This window comes from Rhodococcus sp. PvR099 (assembly GCF_017833315.1).
Lineage (GTDB): Bacteria > Actinomycetota > Actinomycetes > Mycobacteriales > Mycobacteriaceae > Rhodococcus_G > Rhodococcus_G oryzae.
On record NZ_JAFIBV010000001.1, the window covers coordinates 3,152,727 to 3,169,126 of the forward strand.

Sequence of the window (16,400 nt, forward strand, 5' to 3'; positions counted from 1 at the left end):
GGGGCGCTCACCGGTTCGGGTCCACGGGCGTGACGGTCAGCGGCGGGAACTGCTGCAGATCCTTGGGCACGTGCTCGGGCCAGACCAGCGAGTCGGAAAGGGTCTGGGTCATCGCGCCGATTTGGAAGTTCGCCACGTACGCCATGAAGAACGGCCCGCTGCCGACGGATTCGCCGAGCGCGGTCGCGTACGGAGCAAGTCCGTCCAGCGCCTTCCCGATGTTGTCCTTGTTCTTTTGCAGCACCGCAACCACCGAATTCAGTTTCTCCAGAGTCGGTTTCATCTGTTCCTGGTTGTCCTGCACCAGCCCGGTCAGCTGCTTGGAGACCGCCGAGGTGTTCACGATCAGCTCGCTGATCGCATTGCGCCGGCGGTCGAGCTCGGCGAGCAGTTGGTTGCCGTCCACCAGCAGGGCGTTGATCTGATCGCTCCTGGTCGCCAGGATCCCCGTCACGCCTTCCGCCCGATGGAGCAGCTCGCGCAGGCTCTCATCGCGCGAATTGATGCTCGCCGAGAGCCGGGTGACCCCGTCCAGCGCGGTCCGCAGCTCGGGTGGGGTGTCCTGGAGCGTGTCGGACATCGCGTTCAGCGAGTTGTTGAGCTGATCGGTATCGAGATCGGAGACGGTGTTCGACAGGTCGCCGAGCGCGTCGTTGAGCGAGTACGGGGAGTTGGTGCGCTCCAACGGAATCGTCTCGGACTTGCGCAGCGTCCCGCCTCCCGCGGGGGTCACCTTCAGCGACTTGCGGCCGAGGATGGTGTTGGTCTTGACCGCGGCGCTCGTCTCGTCGCCGAGCGCGATCCCGTCCTGAACAGTGAAGGTGACCAGCACCTGCGGGCCGTCCAGGTCGACCTTGTCGACGGTGCCTACATTGACGCCCGAGACGGTGACCTTGTCTCCCGTCATCAGTCCGCCCGCGTCGGCGAAATGCGCGGTGTACTGGCCGCCACCGGAGATGAAGGGCAGCTGGTCGTACTGCATGCCTGCAATCACCAGGGAGCCGGCGACGACCAGGCCGATGATCCCGATCTGAACGGGGTCCCTTTCGCGTGGCTTTGTCACTTGACCGCACACCTCCCTGTCGTCTGCGTCGGGGTCGTGGGGAGGCCAACCCGAAGATCCTTGCCATCCGGGCCAGAGAACTTGAACTGCACGCTGCAGGTGTAGAACTGGAAGAACCCGCCGTACGCGCCCACCCGGATCAGCTTCTTGTACGCCTCGGGCAGCTCCCCGAGCACCCAGTCGAGGTCGTCTTTGCCCAGATCGAGCTGGGTGACGACGCGACCGCCCTCGGCAATGGTGGACTGCAGGTCCGGGCGTGCACCCTGCAACAGCTCGGCGAGATCGCCGGTGGCGGTGGCGATCTGCGGAATCGCGTTACCGATCGGATCGCTGTCCTTCGCGAGCCCGCTCACCAGCTGCTGGAGCTGATCGATCGTGGTGGAGAACTGTTCGCCCTTGCCGTTGATCGTGCCGAGCGTGGTGTTCAGGTTGGTGATCACCTCACCGATCAGTTCGTCCCGGTCGGCAAGCGTCTTGGTGAACGAGCTGGTGCTGCCGAGCAGCGAGACCAGCGTGCCGCCCTGGCCCTGGAAGACCTGCAGCAATGCGCCGGAGAGATCGTTGACCTGCTCCGCATCCAAGCCCTTGAGCAGCGGCTTGAACCCGCCGAGCAGCAGATCGAGGTCGAGCGCAGGCGAGGTCTGATCCTCCGGGATGGTCCCGCCGTCGTCGAGCTGCTCCATCGAGCCGGCGCCCTCGAGAAGCTCGAGGTACCGGTCTCCGACCAGGTTCTCGTAGCGCACCGTGGCCCTGGTGCTCTTGAAGAGCTCGTACTGGCTGTCGACGTTGAAGTCGACCTCCGCGAGGTTGTCGCTGTCGATGCTCACCCCCTTCACCGAGCCGACCGGCACGCCTGCAATGCGCACCTTGTCACCCGCCTTCACGCCCGAGGAATCGGAGAACTGCGCGGTGAAGGAATTCGAGGTGCTGAATCGGTACTGGCTGAACACGACCGCGAGCCCGGCGAAGATCAGCGCCATCACCGTGGTGAAGATCAGCAGTTTGACAGTGGTCGGCCGCATCAGTTCCCCCCCTCCGGGTAGACGCCCGCGTACAGCAGCTGGAAGACCTTGGGCATGTTCGTGCTGACCTTCGTTGACGGCACGTACGGCACCGTCCCGGTGTCGGCGACGAGGAAGTTCGAGTTGCCGTCACGCTTGGGATCGAAGTCCGGCAGGCCCATGCAGTGTGGTCCACCGGACGCGTTCACCTTCGGCAGGTCCTTCGGGTAGGTGTACGGCTCGGTGCCGTACACGAAGCTGGTGCTCAGCGCCACGCCCGGCTGCAGACCACCGAAGATCTCGTTGGCGGCAGGAAGCGTCTTGGCCAGCCCGGTGAGCAGACAGGCGATCGACGGAGAGTACTCACCGAGGAGCTCGGTCGTGGGCCGCAGGTCCGCCAGTGCCTTCGTCAGGTTGGCCTCGTTCTCGGTGAGCACGCCGTTCGCGTTGTTCGCCAGCCCGGTCACGTTCATCAGCAGCAGGTCGAGGTTCGCCTGCTCGTCGACGATGGTGCCGCTGGTCGCGGTCGCGTTGTCGAGCAACCGCATCAAGTTCGGCGTGACATCGGCGTAGACGTTGGTGACCGTCGAAGCGGCCTGGAGGTCGCGCTGCAACTGCGGCAGTGCGGGATTCACCTTCTTCAGGTACTGGTCGGTCTCCTCCAGCAGCTGGCCGAGCTGGTCGCCGCGGCCGTTGAGCGCCTCGGAGATCGCGCCGAGGGTGGCGTTGAGCTTCTCCGGCTCGATCTGCTGCAGCAGCGTCGACAGGTTCTCGAACAGCGTGTTGAACTCGACGGTCACCGAGTCGGCCTCGATGGTGGTGCCGGGCGACAGCGAGCTCGACGACGGGTTCTCCGGCACAACGAAGTTCACGTACTTGGCGCCGAACACGGTGGTGGACTTGATCTCCACCTGTGCGTTCGACGGGATCAGGTGCATGGAGGCCGGATCCATCGCCAACTCGAGCTTGGCCTGGTCGCCCTCCTGACCGATTGAGGCGACGCGACCGACCTGGACGCCGCGCATCTTCACCTTGGCGTCGGGGTCCATCACCAGACCCGCGCGGTCGGCGGTCACCGTCACCGGCTCACTGTCGGTGAAGCCACCGGAGAACATGGTCAGCGAGACGGTCGCGACGCCGACCAGGCTGCCCACGAGCACCAGCGCGGCGACCTTCTTCTTCCATTTGGGTTCAGGTTCAGACATGCGCGCTATCCCGAGAGGTTGAAGTTGCCGGACCCACCGTAGATGGCGAGCGAGATGAGCAGCGTGACCGTGACCACCGCGATCAGCGAGGTACGCACCGCATTACCGACCGCGACGCCCACGCCGACCGGGCCTCCGCTGGCGTTGTACCCGTAGTAGGTGTGGATGAGCATGACGGCCAGCGCCATCACGATCGCCTGGGCGAAGGACCAGAGGATGTCCGTCGGTATCAGGAACGTCGAAAAGTAATGGTCGTAGACGCCCGGCGACTGCCCGTAGATCACGACCGTCGCGAATCGGCTGGCGATGAACGAGGCGGTCACGGCCAGCGCGTAGAGCGGCACGATCGCGATCATCCCCGCCATCACGCGGGTGCTCACCAGGTACGGAATCGACGGGATCGCCATCACCTCGAGCGCGTCGATCTCCTCGGTGACCCGCATAGCGCCCAGCTGTGCTGTGGAGCCGGCGCCGATGGTGGCGGCCAGGCCGATGCCCGCGATGACCGGCGCGACGATGCGCACGTTGATGAAGGCGGCGAAGAAGCCGGTCAAGGCCTCGACGCCGATGTTGCCGAGGGAACTGAAGCCCTGCACGGCAATGGTGCCGCCTGCGAAGAGGGTCAGGAAGCCGACGATCACGACGGTGCCACCGATCACGGCGAGCGCGCCAGTGCCCATGCTGATCTCGGCGATCAGCCGGATCGTCTCTTTCCGGTAGTGGATGAACGCGCGCGGGGCCGAGGCGACTGCCCGCCAATAGAACAGCGCCTGATCACCGATGCCGTCGATCGAACCGGAGAACTTGCCGATCCGCTTCCTGGTCCCCCGGAAACGCCCTGTCAGTGCGAATGCCATCCCGTCACCCCGCCGTCAGCTTGACACCGACGGCGGTGACGAGAACGTTCACCACGAACAGCGCCATGAACGCAAAGACGACCGTCTGGTTCACCGCGTCACCCACACTCTTTGCGCCACCCTTTACGTTGAGCCCGAGGAAGCAGGCGACCAGGCCCGCGATCATGCCGAACAAACCGGCCTTGAGCTGCGAGAGCATCAGCTCACCGAAGCCGGTCAGCAGCGTGATCCCGTTGATGAAGGCGCCGGGGTTCACGTCCTGCAGGAAGACCGAGAACATGAAGCCGCCGACGATGCCGATGGTGGACACCAGCCCGTTGAGGAGCAGGGCGACCACCGTCGAGGCGAGCACCCGGGGCACGACCAGCCGGTGGATCGGGTTGATGCCGAGCACCTTCATCGCGTCGATCTCTTCGCGGATGGTTCGCGCGGCGAGGTCGGCGCAGATCGCGGTGGCGCCCGCACCGGCGACGATCAGCACGGTGACCATCGGCCCCACCTGGGTGACCGCGCCGAGCGCGGTGCCCGCGCCGCTGAGGTCGGCGGCGCCGATCTCGCGCAGCAGGACGTTGATCGTGAAGACCACGAGCACGGTGAACGGGATGGCGACGAGCACCGTCGGCACCATCGACACCCGGGCCACGAACCAGGCCTGGTCTACGAATTCACGGCGCTGGAAAGGCCGCCTGCCCATCGCCTTGAAGGTCTCCCCCGCCATCGCGAAGAAGCCGCCCACGGCGCGCAGCGGCACCAGAAGGAGGTCATCCATCGTGCCTCCTCGTCAGTGTTCTCGCGCAGGGCACCGCGGAGGAGATGCGAGATCCCCCCGGATGCCTGTGATCCAGGTCATACTAACTAGAACGTGTTCACCTGTCAAAGGTGTTCCCCTCCGGACGCATCAGTGCTGGTCAACTCGTACCACCGGGAGGGCGGACCCGGCGGTCGGGCACCCGTGTTCAGCGGGGCCCAGCCGGCGGGTTCGGTGGTCGGTGGCGCAGGCCCGGAGCGGGTCTCCGAGCATGCGACCTCCGGCCACGTTGACTCCCTTTGTCTTTCATCGATCACGTGCCTGGTGAGTCCCGATGGCCACCGACCACGACATCGAGTATCCACACAAGTGCGAAGGTTCTCCCCCACGCTCGTTCGGCCACTCGGGCTCGTGCCGCGACCACTCCGGGATTCGTCCCCACCCCACCCGGACGTGCGGAAATCTAGAACACGTACTCATTGTTGTCGGGGCAGGTCGAACCCACCCCGGCCATCATCTTCACCCAGCCGGCCTACCTGTGTGCCGAAATTCGCACGTTTCTCAGGTACGGCCGAATGCGCAGGTCAGCCGAGCGACTTGACCGCTTCGGTCGCCGCGAACATCCGAGCCGGATCGCGCCCGTCGAAGTAGCCGCCGAGCGAGTCCGCGAGGCCCTCGGGGGTCCACACCGCATCGGGCGAATCGAATCGCTGCTCGACGACCGGCGCGGCCATGAGCGCCACCATCGGTCCGTAGACGATGAAGACCTGGCCGTTGATGGCGTCGGCGGCGGGCGAGGCCAGGTACGACACCAGGTTCACGACGTGCTCGGGCGAGAGCGGATCGGTGCCGTCCTCGGGGGCGTCACCGAAGACGTTCTCGGTCATCGCCGTGCGTGCGCGCGGGCAGATCGCGTTGGCGCGAACGCCGTAGCGCTCGAGGCCGCGTGCCGCGGACAGGGTGAGGGCGGTGATGCCCGCCTTGGCCGCACCGTAGTTCGGCTGTCCGGCCGGGCCGAGCAGGCCGGCCTCGGAAGACGTGTTGATCAGGCGGCCGTAGACCGGCGCGCCCGCCGCCTTCGACTCGGCGCGCCAGTGCACCGCCGCGTTGCGGCACAGCAGGAAGTGGCCGCGAAGGTGGACCTTGAGGACGAGATCCCAGTCCTCGTCGGACATGCTGAACAGCATCTTGTCCCGCACGATGCCCGCATTGTTGACGACGATGTCGACACCGCCCGCCTGCTGGGCGGCCTCCATCAGCGCATCCGCGGTGGCGCGCTCGCCGATGTCGCCGGGAATGAACACCGCCTTGCCGCCGAGAGTCTGGATCTCGTCGAGGACCGCATCGGCGTTCTCGTTGGCCACCAGATCGTTGATGACGACGTTCGCGCCCGCCTTGGCGAGGCCGATCGCCTCGGCCTTGCCGAGACCCGACGCTCCACCGGTCACGATTGCGACCTTGCCGTCCAGACTTACCTCGCGACTAGTCAAACTCACCACTGCCTTCGTGATTTCGATGCGGCCCCCGGAGCGGGTTCCGCCGTCACATCCGTGACGGCGCTCACTCTAGAACGTGTTCTTATTCCCGGCAAGAACAGTTAGCGCTCGAGGGTCAGCGCAGCGCGCGGGCACTGGGCGACCGACTCCTCCAACTTGGCCACGGAATCGGCGTCGTCACCGGGCTGGGTGATCACCAGTTCGTCATCGTCCGTCAGATCGAAGATGTCCGGCGCGATGCCGACGCAGACACCGTTCGCCTCACAGCGATCCCTATCGACCTTGACCTCCATGAATGAACCTCACTTCTCGTTCGAATCGACGTCTGCGGCACGCGTGTCTATGGGCTGGACCCGCGGGCAGATCCAGCATAAGACTAGAACCCGTTCCACTCCTGTGCAATGATGCGAAAAACCCATAGTGACGGGCCGAAAGTGCGTCTCGCCAGCTCGGCCGATCGCAACCAGATAACGGCACCAAAACAGACTAGAACCTGTGTCAGAGACCGGAGAGGTACCGATGCAAATCACCTACAGCGCCGAGCAGCAGAAGCTGCGGGAGGAGCTGCGCGCCTATTTCGCGAAGCTCATCACTCCCGAGCGTCGCGAAGCGCTCAACGCCCAGACCGGCGAGTACGGCTCGGGCACCGTCTACCGCGACGTCGTGCGCGAGATGGGCAAGGACGGCTGGCTCACGCTCGGCTGGCCCAAGGAGTACGGCGGACAGGAGCGGTCGCCGATCGACCAGCTGATCTTCACCGACGAGGCCGCGATCGCCGGCGCCCCGGTGCCGTTCCTCACGATCAACTCCGTCGCCCCGACCATCATGCATTACGGCTCGGAGGAGCAGAAGAAGTTCTTCCTGCCCAAGATCTCCTCGGGCGAGGTGCACTTCTCCATCGGGTACTCCGAGCCCGGCGCAGGCACCGACCTGGCCAGCCTGCGGACCACCGCGGTCAAGGACGGCGACGACTACGTCATCAACGGCCAGAAGATGTGGACGAGCCTCATCGCGTACGCGGACTACGTGTGGCTCGCCGTCCGCACCGACCCGAATGTGAAGAAGCACAAGGGCATCAGCATGCTGATCGTCCCGACGACCGCCGAGGGCTTCTCCTACACCCCGGTGCACACCATGGCCGGTCCGGACACCAGCGCCACGTACTACCAGGACGTGCGCGTCCCGTCGTCCGCACTGGTCGGCGAGGAGAACGGTGGCTGGGGGCTGATGACCAATCAGCTCAACCACGAACGGGTCGCGCTGGTCTCCGCCGCGCAGATCCAGGGCGCGCTGCGCGACACCATCGAGTGGGCGCAGAACACCAAGCTGGCCGACGGCCGTCGCGTCATCGACCAGGAGTGGGTGCAGATCAACCTCGCCCGGGTGCACGCCAAGGTCGAGTACCTCAAGCTGCTGAACTGGGAGGTGTCCTCCGCGGAGGCCCCGAGCAAGGGCGACGCGTCGGCGTGCAAGGTCTTCGGCACCGAGTTCGCGACCGAGGCGTACCGACTGCTCATGGAGGTCCTCGGCCCCCTGGCATACCTGCGGCAGGACTCGAAGGGCGTCGCCGTGCGCGGCCGCCTCGAGCGTTGGCACCGTTCCGCCCTGATCCTGACCTTCGGCGGCGGCACCAACGAGGTGCAGCGCGACATCCTCGCCATGACGGCGCTGGGCCAGCCGCCCGCCAAGCGGTGACTACCACCGCCCACCAGGCGCTGACCCCGGCCCCCATCCTGCGCTGACCGCGCGAGTCAAAGGAACATCATGGATTTCAGCCACACAGAGGCCCAGCAGGACCTCGAACAACTCACCCGGAGCATCGCCGAGAAGCTCACCACCAACGACCGCCTGCGCGAACTGGACGCCGCCGAGGACCGCTTCGACGACAAGCTCTGGCAGGCCCTCGCCGATGCGGGCGTGCTCGCGGCGGCGCTGCCCGAGTCGGTCGGTGGCGGCGGCTTCGGCATCCTCGAACAGTGCAGCGTGCTGCGCGAACTGGGCCGGCCGCTCGCGGCAGTGCCGTACCTGTCCTCGATCGTCCTCGCCGCGTCGGCACTCGCCGAGTTCGGTGACGACGCCAAGCGCCAGTGGGCGCAGCGCGCCGGAGCGGGCGAGGTCGTCCTGACCGTCGCCCTCGCCGAGGAGCTCAACGACAACCCGGCCAAGCCGGTGACCACGGCGGTCCGCAGCGGCGACGAGTGGCTGCTGACCGGCACCAAGATCACCGTGCCCGCGGCCGCTTTCGCGGACCTGATCCTGGTTCCCGCCACCACCCCCGAGGGTGTCGCGGTGTTCCTGGTGCAGCCGTCCGATGCCGGGGTCACCATCGACCGCCAGCGCGTCACCGACTTCAGCGCGGAGTCGATCGTCGAGCTGGCAGGCACCAAGCTCGGAGCGGACCGGGTTCTCGGCAGCACCGAGAACGGATCCGAGATCGTGGACTGGATCCTGGCCCGCGCCGCGGTCGCGCTGAGCGCGACCCAGCTCGGCACCCTGGAGCGGGCCCTGGAACTGGTCGCGGAGTACGCGCGTGAGCGGGTCCAGTTCGACCGCCCGATCGGCAGCTTCCAGGCCGTGGCCCAGCGCCTCGCCGACGCCTTCATCGACGTCAAGGGCGTCCGGTCCACGCTGTGGCAGGCCGCCTGGCGCCTCAGCGAGAACCTGCCTGCCGAGGAAGAGGTCCGAACCGCGAAGTTCTGGGCGGCCGATGCGGGCCACCGCGTCGCGCACACCGTGATCCACATCCACGGCGGCGTCGGCCTCGACCGCGACCACCCGGTGCACCGGTACTTCCTGGCTGCCAAGCACAACGAGTTCGCGCTGGGCTCGGCCACCGAGCAGTTGCGCAGGCTGGGACAGATCCTCGCCGACGTGCCTGCCTGAATCTAGGCTGCACACATGACGACCGCGACGCCCACCGTCACCGATCTGTTGCTCCGGCTTCGAGACGACGACGACCACGGAATTCTGTTCGAGGACAAGAGAATTCCGTGGTCCGAACACGTCGCACTCAGCGCCGGTCTGGCGGCGGGCCTGGCGGCCCTGTTCGATCCGGCAGCACCCCGACACGTCGGGGTGCTGCTGGACAACGTTCCCGAGTTCTCCCTCCTGCTCGGCGCCGCGGCGCTGGGCGGATCGGTCGTGGTGGGTCTGAACACCACCCGGCGCGGCGAGGCGCTCGCGGGCGACATCGCGCGTGCCGACTGCCAGGTGGTGGTCACCGACACCGAGCGTCTCGCCCTGCTCGACGGCCTCGATCTGGGGGGCGTCCGCGTCCTCACCATCGACGGTCCCGAGTGGCCGGAACTGCTCGCCACCCACCCCGACAGCGCCGCGCCCGCGCCCGCTCCCGCAGGCGACGACCTGTTCATGCTGATCTTCACCTCCGGCACCAGTGGGAATCCGAAGGCGGTCCGGGTGACCCACCGCATGGTGGCCGGGCCCGGCATCATGCTCGCCGAACGGTTCGGGCTGTCGGCCGCGGACACCGCCTACATCTCGATGCCGATGTTCCACTCGGGCGCGGTGATGGCCTGTTGGGCGGTCGCGGTCGCCGTCGGCGCCGACCTCGCGTTGCGCCGCAAGTTCTCCGCGTCCCAGTTCATCCCGGACGTCCGGCGGTTCGGCGCCACCTACGCGCACTACGTCGGCAAGCCGCTCGCCTACGTGCTGGCCACCCCCGAGGCGGCGGACGACGCCGACAACCCGCTGAAGGTGCTCTACGGCAACGAGGGGTCCCCGTCCTCGATCGCCGAATTCGGGCGCCGGTTCGATGTCCGGGTGGTCGACGGGTTCGGTTCCACCGAAGGCGGCGTCCTGATCCCGCGGAGCCCCGGCACCCCTGTCGGCGCCCTCGGCCTGCTCCCCGCGGGCATCGAGGTGCTCGACCCGGACACCGGGGTCCCGTGCCCCGCCGCGGAGTTCGACGCCGCCGGGCGGATCGTCAACGCGGACGTCGCGACGGGCGAGCTGGTGAACACCGCGGGCACAGGGAGCTTCGCGGGGTACTACAAGAATCCCGAGGCCGAGGCCGAGCGAGTCCGGAACGGCCAGTACTGGAGCGGCGACCTGGGCTACCGGGACGCGGAGGGCTTCGTGTACTTCGCAGGCCGCAGCTCCGGCTGGATGCGGGTGGACGGCGAGAACCTCGGCACCGCGCCCATCGAGCAGATCCTCGGCAGGCATCCCCACGTCGGCGAGGTCGCCGCGTACGGGGTTCCTGACCCCGAGGTCGGCGACCGGGTGGCCGTCGCGCTGGTGGCGACGAGCGACTTCGACATCGCCGACTTCTCCCGCTTCCTCGGCGCCCAGTCGGATCTCGGACCGAAGCAGGTGCCGAGCTTCGTCCGGGTCTGCACGGACCTGCCCCGCACGGCCACCTACAAGGTCCTAGGTCGCACCCTCAGTGCCGAGCGCTGGCACTGCGCCGACCCGGTCTGGTATCGCGCGCCCGGTGGTATCGACTTCGAACCCGTGACCCCGGAGCTGCGGGCGAAGCTCGACGCCGAGCTGAACACCTAGACACAGCCCGCTGTCGGGTGGCGGTCCCGAAACAAACGCGAAGGCCGGGTACGAAATTCGTACCCGGCCTTCGTGTGTGGCCTAGCTGTCCGACGCCCGCGGGCGTCGCACCTACGTGAGCTTGCTCAGTCGCGCGACGGTTGTGTCGAACTCGGCGACCAGTTCGGCGATCGACTCCGCGACCGGCCGGATCTCGTTCATCCGGCCGACGATCTGGCCTGCAGGCATCGCGACCACCTCGGGGTCCGCCGAGGCGACGATCCGCTGGTGCGCCTCGGCGACCAGCAGGTTCTGCAGTGGCATCGGCAGCGCGTCCGGTGCGCCGGGCTTGGACCAGGCCTCGGTCCACTTGGTCTTGAGCAGGCGGGCCGGCTTGCCCGAGTAGATCCGAGAGCGGACCGTGTCGCTCGAGGTCGCCGCGAGCAGCGCGCGCTGCGTAGCGGACGTGCCGTCTGCCGCACTACCCAGCTTGTACTCCGCGGCGGTCAGCCAGTACGAACCCATCCACACGCCGGAGGCGCCGAGGCTCATCGCCGCCGCGATCTGGCGACCGCTGCCGATACCGCCCGCGGCCAGCACGGTGGCGGAATCGCCCACCGCGTCGACGATCTCGGGAACCAGGACCATCGAGGCGATCTCGCCGGTGTGGCCACCCGCCTCGTAGCCCTGGGCGATGACGATGTCGACGCCGTTGGCCACGTGGCTCAGTGCGTGACCGACCGCGCCCGCCAGCGCCGCGACCGGCACGCCGTGCTCATGCGCCTCGTCGATGACGTCCTTCGGCGGCGACCCGAGCGCGTTGGCGATCAGCGCGGGACGGTGCCGGAGCGCGACGTCGACCTGCGCGCGGGCCACCGAGTGCAGCCAGCCAAGGGTGCCCGTCGCACGCTCGACATCGTCGGACAGCGGCGGCACGCCGAGCTCCTCGAGCGTGCGGTTGACGAACGCGCGGTGCTCGGCCGGGATCAGCTTGTCCAGATCGACGGCCTTGCCCTCGGTCGGGATCTTGGCAGGCATGACGATGTCGACGCCGTACGGCTTGCCGTCGGTGTTCTCGTCCATCCAGGTGAGGACGGCCTCGAGCTCCTCCGGGTCGTTGAACCGCACACAGCCCAGCACGCCGAGTCCGCCTGCGCGCGACACCGCCGCCGCCACGTGCTCGGACGGGGTGAACGCGAAGATCGGGTACTGGATGCCGAACTTGTCGGCGAGGGCGTTACGCATCACGCGTTTCCGTTGCTGTAGTGGTCGTCGGCCTCGCGCTGCTCGGTCTGCTCCTTGGCCCAGCGGTAGTCCGGCTTGCCGGCGGGCGACCGCTTGATCGCGTCGACGAACCAGAGGCTGCGGGGCACCTTGTAGCCGGCGATCTCCTTGCGGGAGGCGGCGACGATGTCGGCCAGGCTCGGGCGGGTGCCTTCGCGGGGCGCGACGACGGCGGCGACCCGCTGGCCGAAGCGCTCGTCCGGGACACCGACGACCAGGACGTCGAAGACGTCGGGATGCGACTTGACGGCACCCTCGACCTCCTCCGGGTAGATCTTCTCGCCGCCGCTGTTGATGGAGACCGATCCGCGGCCGAGCATCGTGACCGTGCCGTCCGCCTCGACCGTGGCGTAGTCGCCGGGGATCGAGTAACGAACCCCGTTGAACGTCTTGAAGGTCGCCGCGGTCTTGACCTCGTCCTTGTAGTAGCCGAGGGGGATGTGACCGTGCCGGGCCAGCAGGCCGACCTGACCGGAACCGGGCTCGACCTGGTTACCTTCATCGTCGATGACCACGGTGGAGGCGTCGATCTTCACCCGCGGACCGCCGGTGTGCTCGAAGCCCTTCGAGATGGTCGCGAGCCCGCCGAAGCCGGTCTCCGACGAACCGATCGAATCGGTGAGCAGACGGTTGGGCAGCAGGTCGAGGAACTGCTCCTTGAGCGACGGAGAGAACAGCGCCGCGCTGCTCGCGATCACGTACAGCGACGAGAGGTCGTACGGCTCACCGGTTTCCGGGTTGCCGGCGATGAGGGCATCGACCATGGGGCGCGCCATCGCGTCGCCCGTGATGAAGATGAGGTTGACCTTGTGCTTGTCGATGACCTGCCACACCTCGTGGCCGTTGAACTCGGGGTGCATCACGAGGGTGCCGCCGCCGAAGAGGCTGTGGAAGACCGCGGACTGCGAGCCGCCGTGGATCATCGGGGGGATCGGGAACCGCACCATCGCGGGGTTCGCGGCGCCGACCTTCGCGATCTCCCACTCGTCCTCGACGCGCTCGCCGGTGATGAAGTTGGTGCCGCCGCCGAGTACCCGCCACCAGTCCTCGTGCCGCCACATGACGCCCTTCGGCATGCCGGTGGTGCCGCCGGTGTAGAGCATGAAGATGTCGTCGGGGCTGCGCTCGCCGAAGTCCCGGTCGGGCGATCCGAGGGACAGGGCCTGCTCGTACTCGACGCCGTCGAACGAGGAGTAGTCGAGATCGGTGCCGTCTTCGACGACGATCACGGACTCGACCAGTGGGGTGTTCGGCAGCACGTTGGCCACCTTGTCCACGTACCGGCGCTCGACGATCAGCGCGGCCATGTCCGAGTTCTCGAAGATGTACTGCAACTCGTTCTCGACGTAGCGGTAGTTCACGTTGACCATCACCGCGCGGGCCTTGAACACCGCGACCATGGCCTCGATGGCCTCGATCGTGTTGCGGCTGTAGATGCCCACCTTGTCACCCGGCTTGACACCGCGATCCTGCAGGTAATGCGCGAGGCGGTTGGTCCGCTCCTCCAGCTGCGCATAGGTGATCTCGCGGTCGCTGTCCAGCAGCGCCACCCGCTCTGGATTCAGGTCAATGGAGTGCTCGACGAAGTCTGCGATATTTAGGGCCACGCCCATAAAGTAGAACGTGTTACCGTTTCTGGCAAGAGCCAATGTGAGACTCAACTCACACGATATCGGGAGCCGAGAGTGTCCTCCACCACAGCCGAGATTTCCGACATTTCGGAACAGTCCGCTCACTGCCTCGTCGAGAAGCGCGGTCACGTCCTCATCGTGACCATGAACCGCCCCGAGGCCCGTAACGCCCTGTCGGGCGAGATGATGGCGATCATGACCCGGGCCTGGGACCAGGTCGACGCCGATCCCGACATCCGGGTCGCGATCCTCACCGGCGCCGGGGGCACGTTCTGCGCAGGCATGGACCTCAAGGCCATGAACAAGAACGCCCCCGGCGACAAGTTCGTCAAGGGCGGCATGGACCTGACCAAGCTGCCTGCGCTGCTCAAGGGCCGCCGGCTCACCAAGCCGCTGATCGCCGCGGTCGAGGGCGCCGCCATCGCAGGCGGCACCGAGATCCTGCAGGGCACCGACATCCGGGTCGCGGGCGAGAGCGCCAAGTTCGGCGTCTCCGAGGCCCGGCTGGGACTGTTCCCGCTCGGCGGCTCCGCGGTCCGCCTCGTCCGCCAGATCCCGTACACCGTCGCAGCCGAGATCCTGCTCACCGGCCGCAACGTCCCGGCGCCCGAGGCCAAGGAACTCGGCCTGATCGGCCACGTCGTCCCGGACGGACAGGCGCTGACCAAGGCGCTCGAGATCGCGGACGCGATCGCGGCCAACGGCCCGATCGCGGTCCAGGCGATCCTCAAGACCATCCGCGTCACCGAGGGCATGCACGAGGAGGACGCCTTCGAGCTCGAGGCCGAGATCGGCGCCGAGGTGTTCCGGAGCGACGACGCCAAGGAGGGTCCGCGCTCGTTCGCCGAGAAGCGCGCCCCGAAGTTCCAGGGCAAGTAGCGGCCACCTCCCCGGCAACGACATGCAGACCCCGACGACACAGCACCGAGTCGTCGGGGTTTTGCTTGCCGCGGGCCAGGGCAGCCGGTACGGGATGCCGAAGGTCCTGGCGAATCAGGGCGCCTGGCTGCGATCCGCGGTCGCGGCGCTACGGGACGGGGGCTGCTCCCGGGTCATCGTGGTGCTCGGCGCGGCGGACACGGCCGTGCCGGACGGCGCGGAGGCCGTCTACGCAGCCGGCTGGCGCGAGGGGGTCGGCGCCTCGCTGCGGGCAGGCCTCGCGGCCGCCGCCGACGATCCGGATGCCGACTACGCCGCCGTTCACCTGGTCGACCTGCCGGACGTGCGCGCCGATGCCGTCGCCCGGGTCATCGCCGCCGCGGCTGCCACCGAGAGCGGGCTCGCCCGGGCCTTCTACGGGGCCGACCCCGGCCACCCGGTCGTGATGGCCCGGGTGCATTGGGCTGCGGTGTCGAGGTCGGCTACGGGCGACCTGGGCGCCCTCCCGTACCTACGTGAGCACGCAGGCCTCGTGCGACGAGTCGACTGCGACGACCTGGCGACCGGGGCGGATCGAGACACCCGCTGACCCCATCCGACGGATCGGGCCCCGGACTGCCGATTCGGCGATCCGGGGCCCGATTCTGGAACGTGTTCCGCTCACATCAGGCGGGGTTGACCGCCTCCGCGAGCTGGCGCATGTGCTCGACGCTCCGACAGGTCACCAGCAGCATGGTGACGCCTGCTTCCTCCCACTGCTTGACCTGGGTGCGCACCTCGTCGACATTCCCGATGATCATCGTGTCGGTGACCATCTGGTCGGGGACGATCGCGGCCGCCTCCGCCTTGCGGCCCGACAGGAAGAGCTTCTGGATCTCCTTGACCTCCTCGCCGTAGCCCATCCGGGTGTAGACCTGCGCGTGGAAGTTCACCTCGGCCGCACCCATCCCGCCGACGTACAGCGCGGTGATCGGCTTGAGCTTCGCGATCTCCCCCGCGCGGTCGTCGGTGATGACGACCTGGCAGGTGGCCGCGATCTCGAAGTCCTCGCGGCTGCGCCGGGCGCCCTGACGCGCGAAGCCCTCGTCGAGCCATTCGTTGTACATCGGTGCCAGGCGCGGGGTGTAGTAGATCGCCAGCCAGCCGTCGGCGATCTCGGCGGTGAGCGCGACGTTCTTCGGACCCTCCGCACCGAGCCAGATCGGCAGGTCAGCGCGCAGCGGGTGGGTGATCGGCTTGAGCGGCTTGCCGAGCCCCATGCCCCCCTCGCCCTTGAACGGCATCGGGTAGTGCGGGCCGTCGTTGGTCACCGGCGCCTCCCGCGCGAGCACCTGCCGCACGATCGAGACGTACTCCCGGGTGCGTGCGAGCGGCTTCGGGAAGGGCTGGCCGTACCAGCCCTCGACGACCTGCGGGCCGGAGACGCCGAGGCCGAGGATCGCGCGGCCGCCGGAGAGGTGGTCGAGGGTCAGCGCGTGCATCGCGGCGCCGGTCGGCGTGCGGGCGGACAGCTGCGCCACCGAGGTGCCGAGCCGGATCCGCTCCGTGCTCGAGCCCCACCACGCCAGCGGGGTGAACGCGTCGTTGCCCCAGGACTCGGCTGAGAAGACCGCGTCGAATCCCGCCGTGTCGGCCTCGGTAACCAACTCCTGGGCGTTGGCGGGGGGCTGCGCGCCCCAGTACCCAAGTTGCAACCCGAGCTTCATCGACTGCCTCCATATCCGTGGTGATCAGAA

At 67.7% G+C, this 16,400-nt stretch carries 15 protein-coding genes; 5 read left to right on the top strand and 10 right to left on the bottom strand.

All coding sequences use genetic code 11. From position 1 onward, the window contains the following. Positions 1–7 precede the first annotated feature (7 nt). From JOE46_RS14345 to JOE46_RS14375, 7 genes are all read right to left on the bottom strand, one after another. Positions 8–1,063 (bottom strand): MCE family protein, encoded by a 1,056-nt coding sequence (locus JOE46_RS14345; protein WP_097211840.1) that lies wholly within the window; start codon positions 1,061–1,063, stop codon positions 8–10. Then, positions 1,060–2,085, bottom strand: a complete 1,026-nt coding sequence (locus JOE46_RS14350) for an MCE family protein (RefSeq protein WP_097211839.1) — start codon at positions 2,083–2,085, stop codon at positions 1,060–1,062. The genes JOE46_RS14345 and JOE46_RS14350 overlap by 4 nt, the downstream gene beginning before the upstream one ends. Further along, on the bottom strand, positions 2,085–3,269 hold the full coding sequence (locus JOE46_RS14355) for an MCE family protein (protein WP_097211838.1): 1,185 nt from the start codon (positions 3,267–3,269) through the stop codon (positions 2,085–2,087). The genes JOE46_RS14350 and JOE46_RS14355 overlap by 1 nt, the downstream gene beginning before the upstream one ends. A gap of 5 nt (positions 3,270–3,274) precedes the next feature. Continuing rightward, positions 3,275–4,126 carry an ABC transporter permease gene (locus JOE46_RS14360; RefSeq protein WP_097211837.1) on the bottom strand — a complete coding sequence of 284 codons (852 nt, stop codon included), beginning with the start codon at positions 4,124–4,126 and terminating at the stop codon, positions 3,275–3,277. 4 nt (positions 4,127–4,130) lie between these two features. After that, positions 4,131–4,895 (bottom strand): ABC transporter permease, encoded by a 765-nt coding sequence (locus JOE46_RS14365; protein ID WP_097211836.1) that lies wholly within the window; start codon positions 4,893–4,895, stop codon positions 4,131–4,133. 563 nt (positions 4,896–5,458) lie between these two features. After that, the gene (locus JOE46_RS14370) at positions 5,459–6,373 is read right to left on the bottom strand and encodes a 3-oxoacyl-ACP reductase (RefSeq protein WP_077042894.1); all 915 of its coding nucleotides are present in this window, start codon (positions 6,371–6,373) and stop codon (positions 5,459–5,461) included. A gap of 98 nt (positions 6,374–6,471) precedes the next feature. Further along, positions 6,472–6,663 carry a ferredoxin gene (locus tag JOE46_RS14375; RefSeq protein WP_077042895.1) on the bottom strand — a complete coding sequence of 64 codons (192 nt, stop codon included), beginning with the start codon at positions 6,661–6,663 and terminating at the stop codon, positions 6,472–6,474. A 226-nt stretch (positions 6,664–6,889) separates the two neighbouring features. Here JOE46_RS14375 and JOE46_RS14380 point away from each other — a divergent pair, with 226 nt between their 5' ends. The 3 genes from JOE46_RS14380 (at position 6,890) to JOE46_RS14390 (ending at position 10,891) form a co-directional block, all read left to right on the top strand. Next, a complete protein-coding gene (locus tag JOE46_RS14380; protein ID WP_077043915.1) occupies positions 6,890–8,065 on the top strand; it encodes an acyl-CoA dehydrogenase family protein in 1,176 nt (391 codons plus the stop codon). A 69-nt stretch (positions 8,066–8,134) separates the two neighbouring features. After that, the gene (locus JOE46_RS14385; RefSeq protein ID WP_097211835.1) at positions 8,135–9,253 is read left to right on the top strand and encodes an acyl-CoA dehydrogenase family protein; all 1,119 of its coding nucleotides are present in this window, start codon (positions 8,135–8,137) and stop codon (positions 9,251–9,253) included. Positions 9,254–9,268: 15 nt separating this feature from the next. Next, a complete protein-coding gene (locus tag JOE46_RS14390) occupies positions 9,269–10,891 on the top strand; it encodes a long-chain-fatty-acid--CoA ligase (RefSeq protein WP_209927644.1) in 1,623 nt (540 codons plus the stop codon). 111 nt (positions 10,892–11,002) lie between these two features. On the opposite strand, the gene JOE46_RS14395 is transcribed toward JOE46_RS14390, so the two are convergent. Next, entirely contained in the window at positions 11,003–12,115 is a 1,113-nt protein-coding gene (locus JOE46_RS14395; RefSeq protein WP_209927646.1) for a nitronate monooxygenase family protein, read from the bottom strand. Continuing rightward, on the bottom strand, positions 12,115–13,761 hold the full coding sequence (locus tag JOE46_RS14400; RefSeq protein WP_097211987.1) for an acyl-CoA synthetase: 1,647 nt from the start codon (positions 13,759–13,761) through the stop codon (positions 12,115–12,117). The genes JOE46_RS14395 and JOE46_RS14400 overlap by 1 nt, the downstream gene beginning before the upstream one ends. Before the next feature lie 78 nt (positions 13,762–13,839). Here JOE46_RS14400 and JOE46_RS14405 point away from each other — a divergent pair, with 78 nt between their 5' ends. Continuing rightward, the gene (locus tag JOE46_RS14405; protein ID WP_097211832.1) at positions 13,840–14,664 is read left to right on the top strand and encodes a crotonase/enoyl-CoA hydratase family protein; all 825 of its coding nucleotides are present in this window, start codon (positions 13,840–13,842) and stop codon (positions 14,662–14,664) included. Between the two features lie 22 nt (positions 14,665–14,686). After that, complete coding sequence (locus JOE46_RS14410; RefSeq protein ID WP_209927649.1) at positions 14,687–15,253, top strand: NTP transferase domain-containing protein; 567 nt, start codon at positions 14,687–14,689, stop codon at positions 15,251–15,253. A gap of 76 nt (positions 15,254–15,329) precedes the next feature. Here JOE46_RS14410 and JOE46_RS14415 read toward each other — a convergent pair whose 3' ends face one another. Continuing rightward, complete coding sequence (locus JOE46_RS14415) at positions 15,330–16,370, bottom strand: LLM class F420-dependent oxidoreductase (RefSeq protein WP_097211830.1); 1,041 nt, start codon at positions 16,368–16,370, stop codon at positions 15,330–15,332. Positions 16,371–16,400 lie beyond the last annotated feature (30 nt).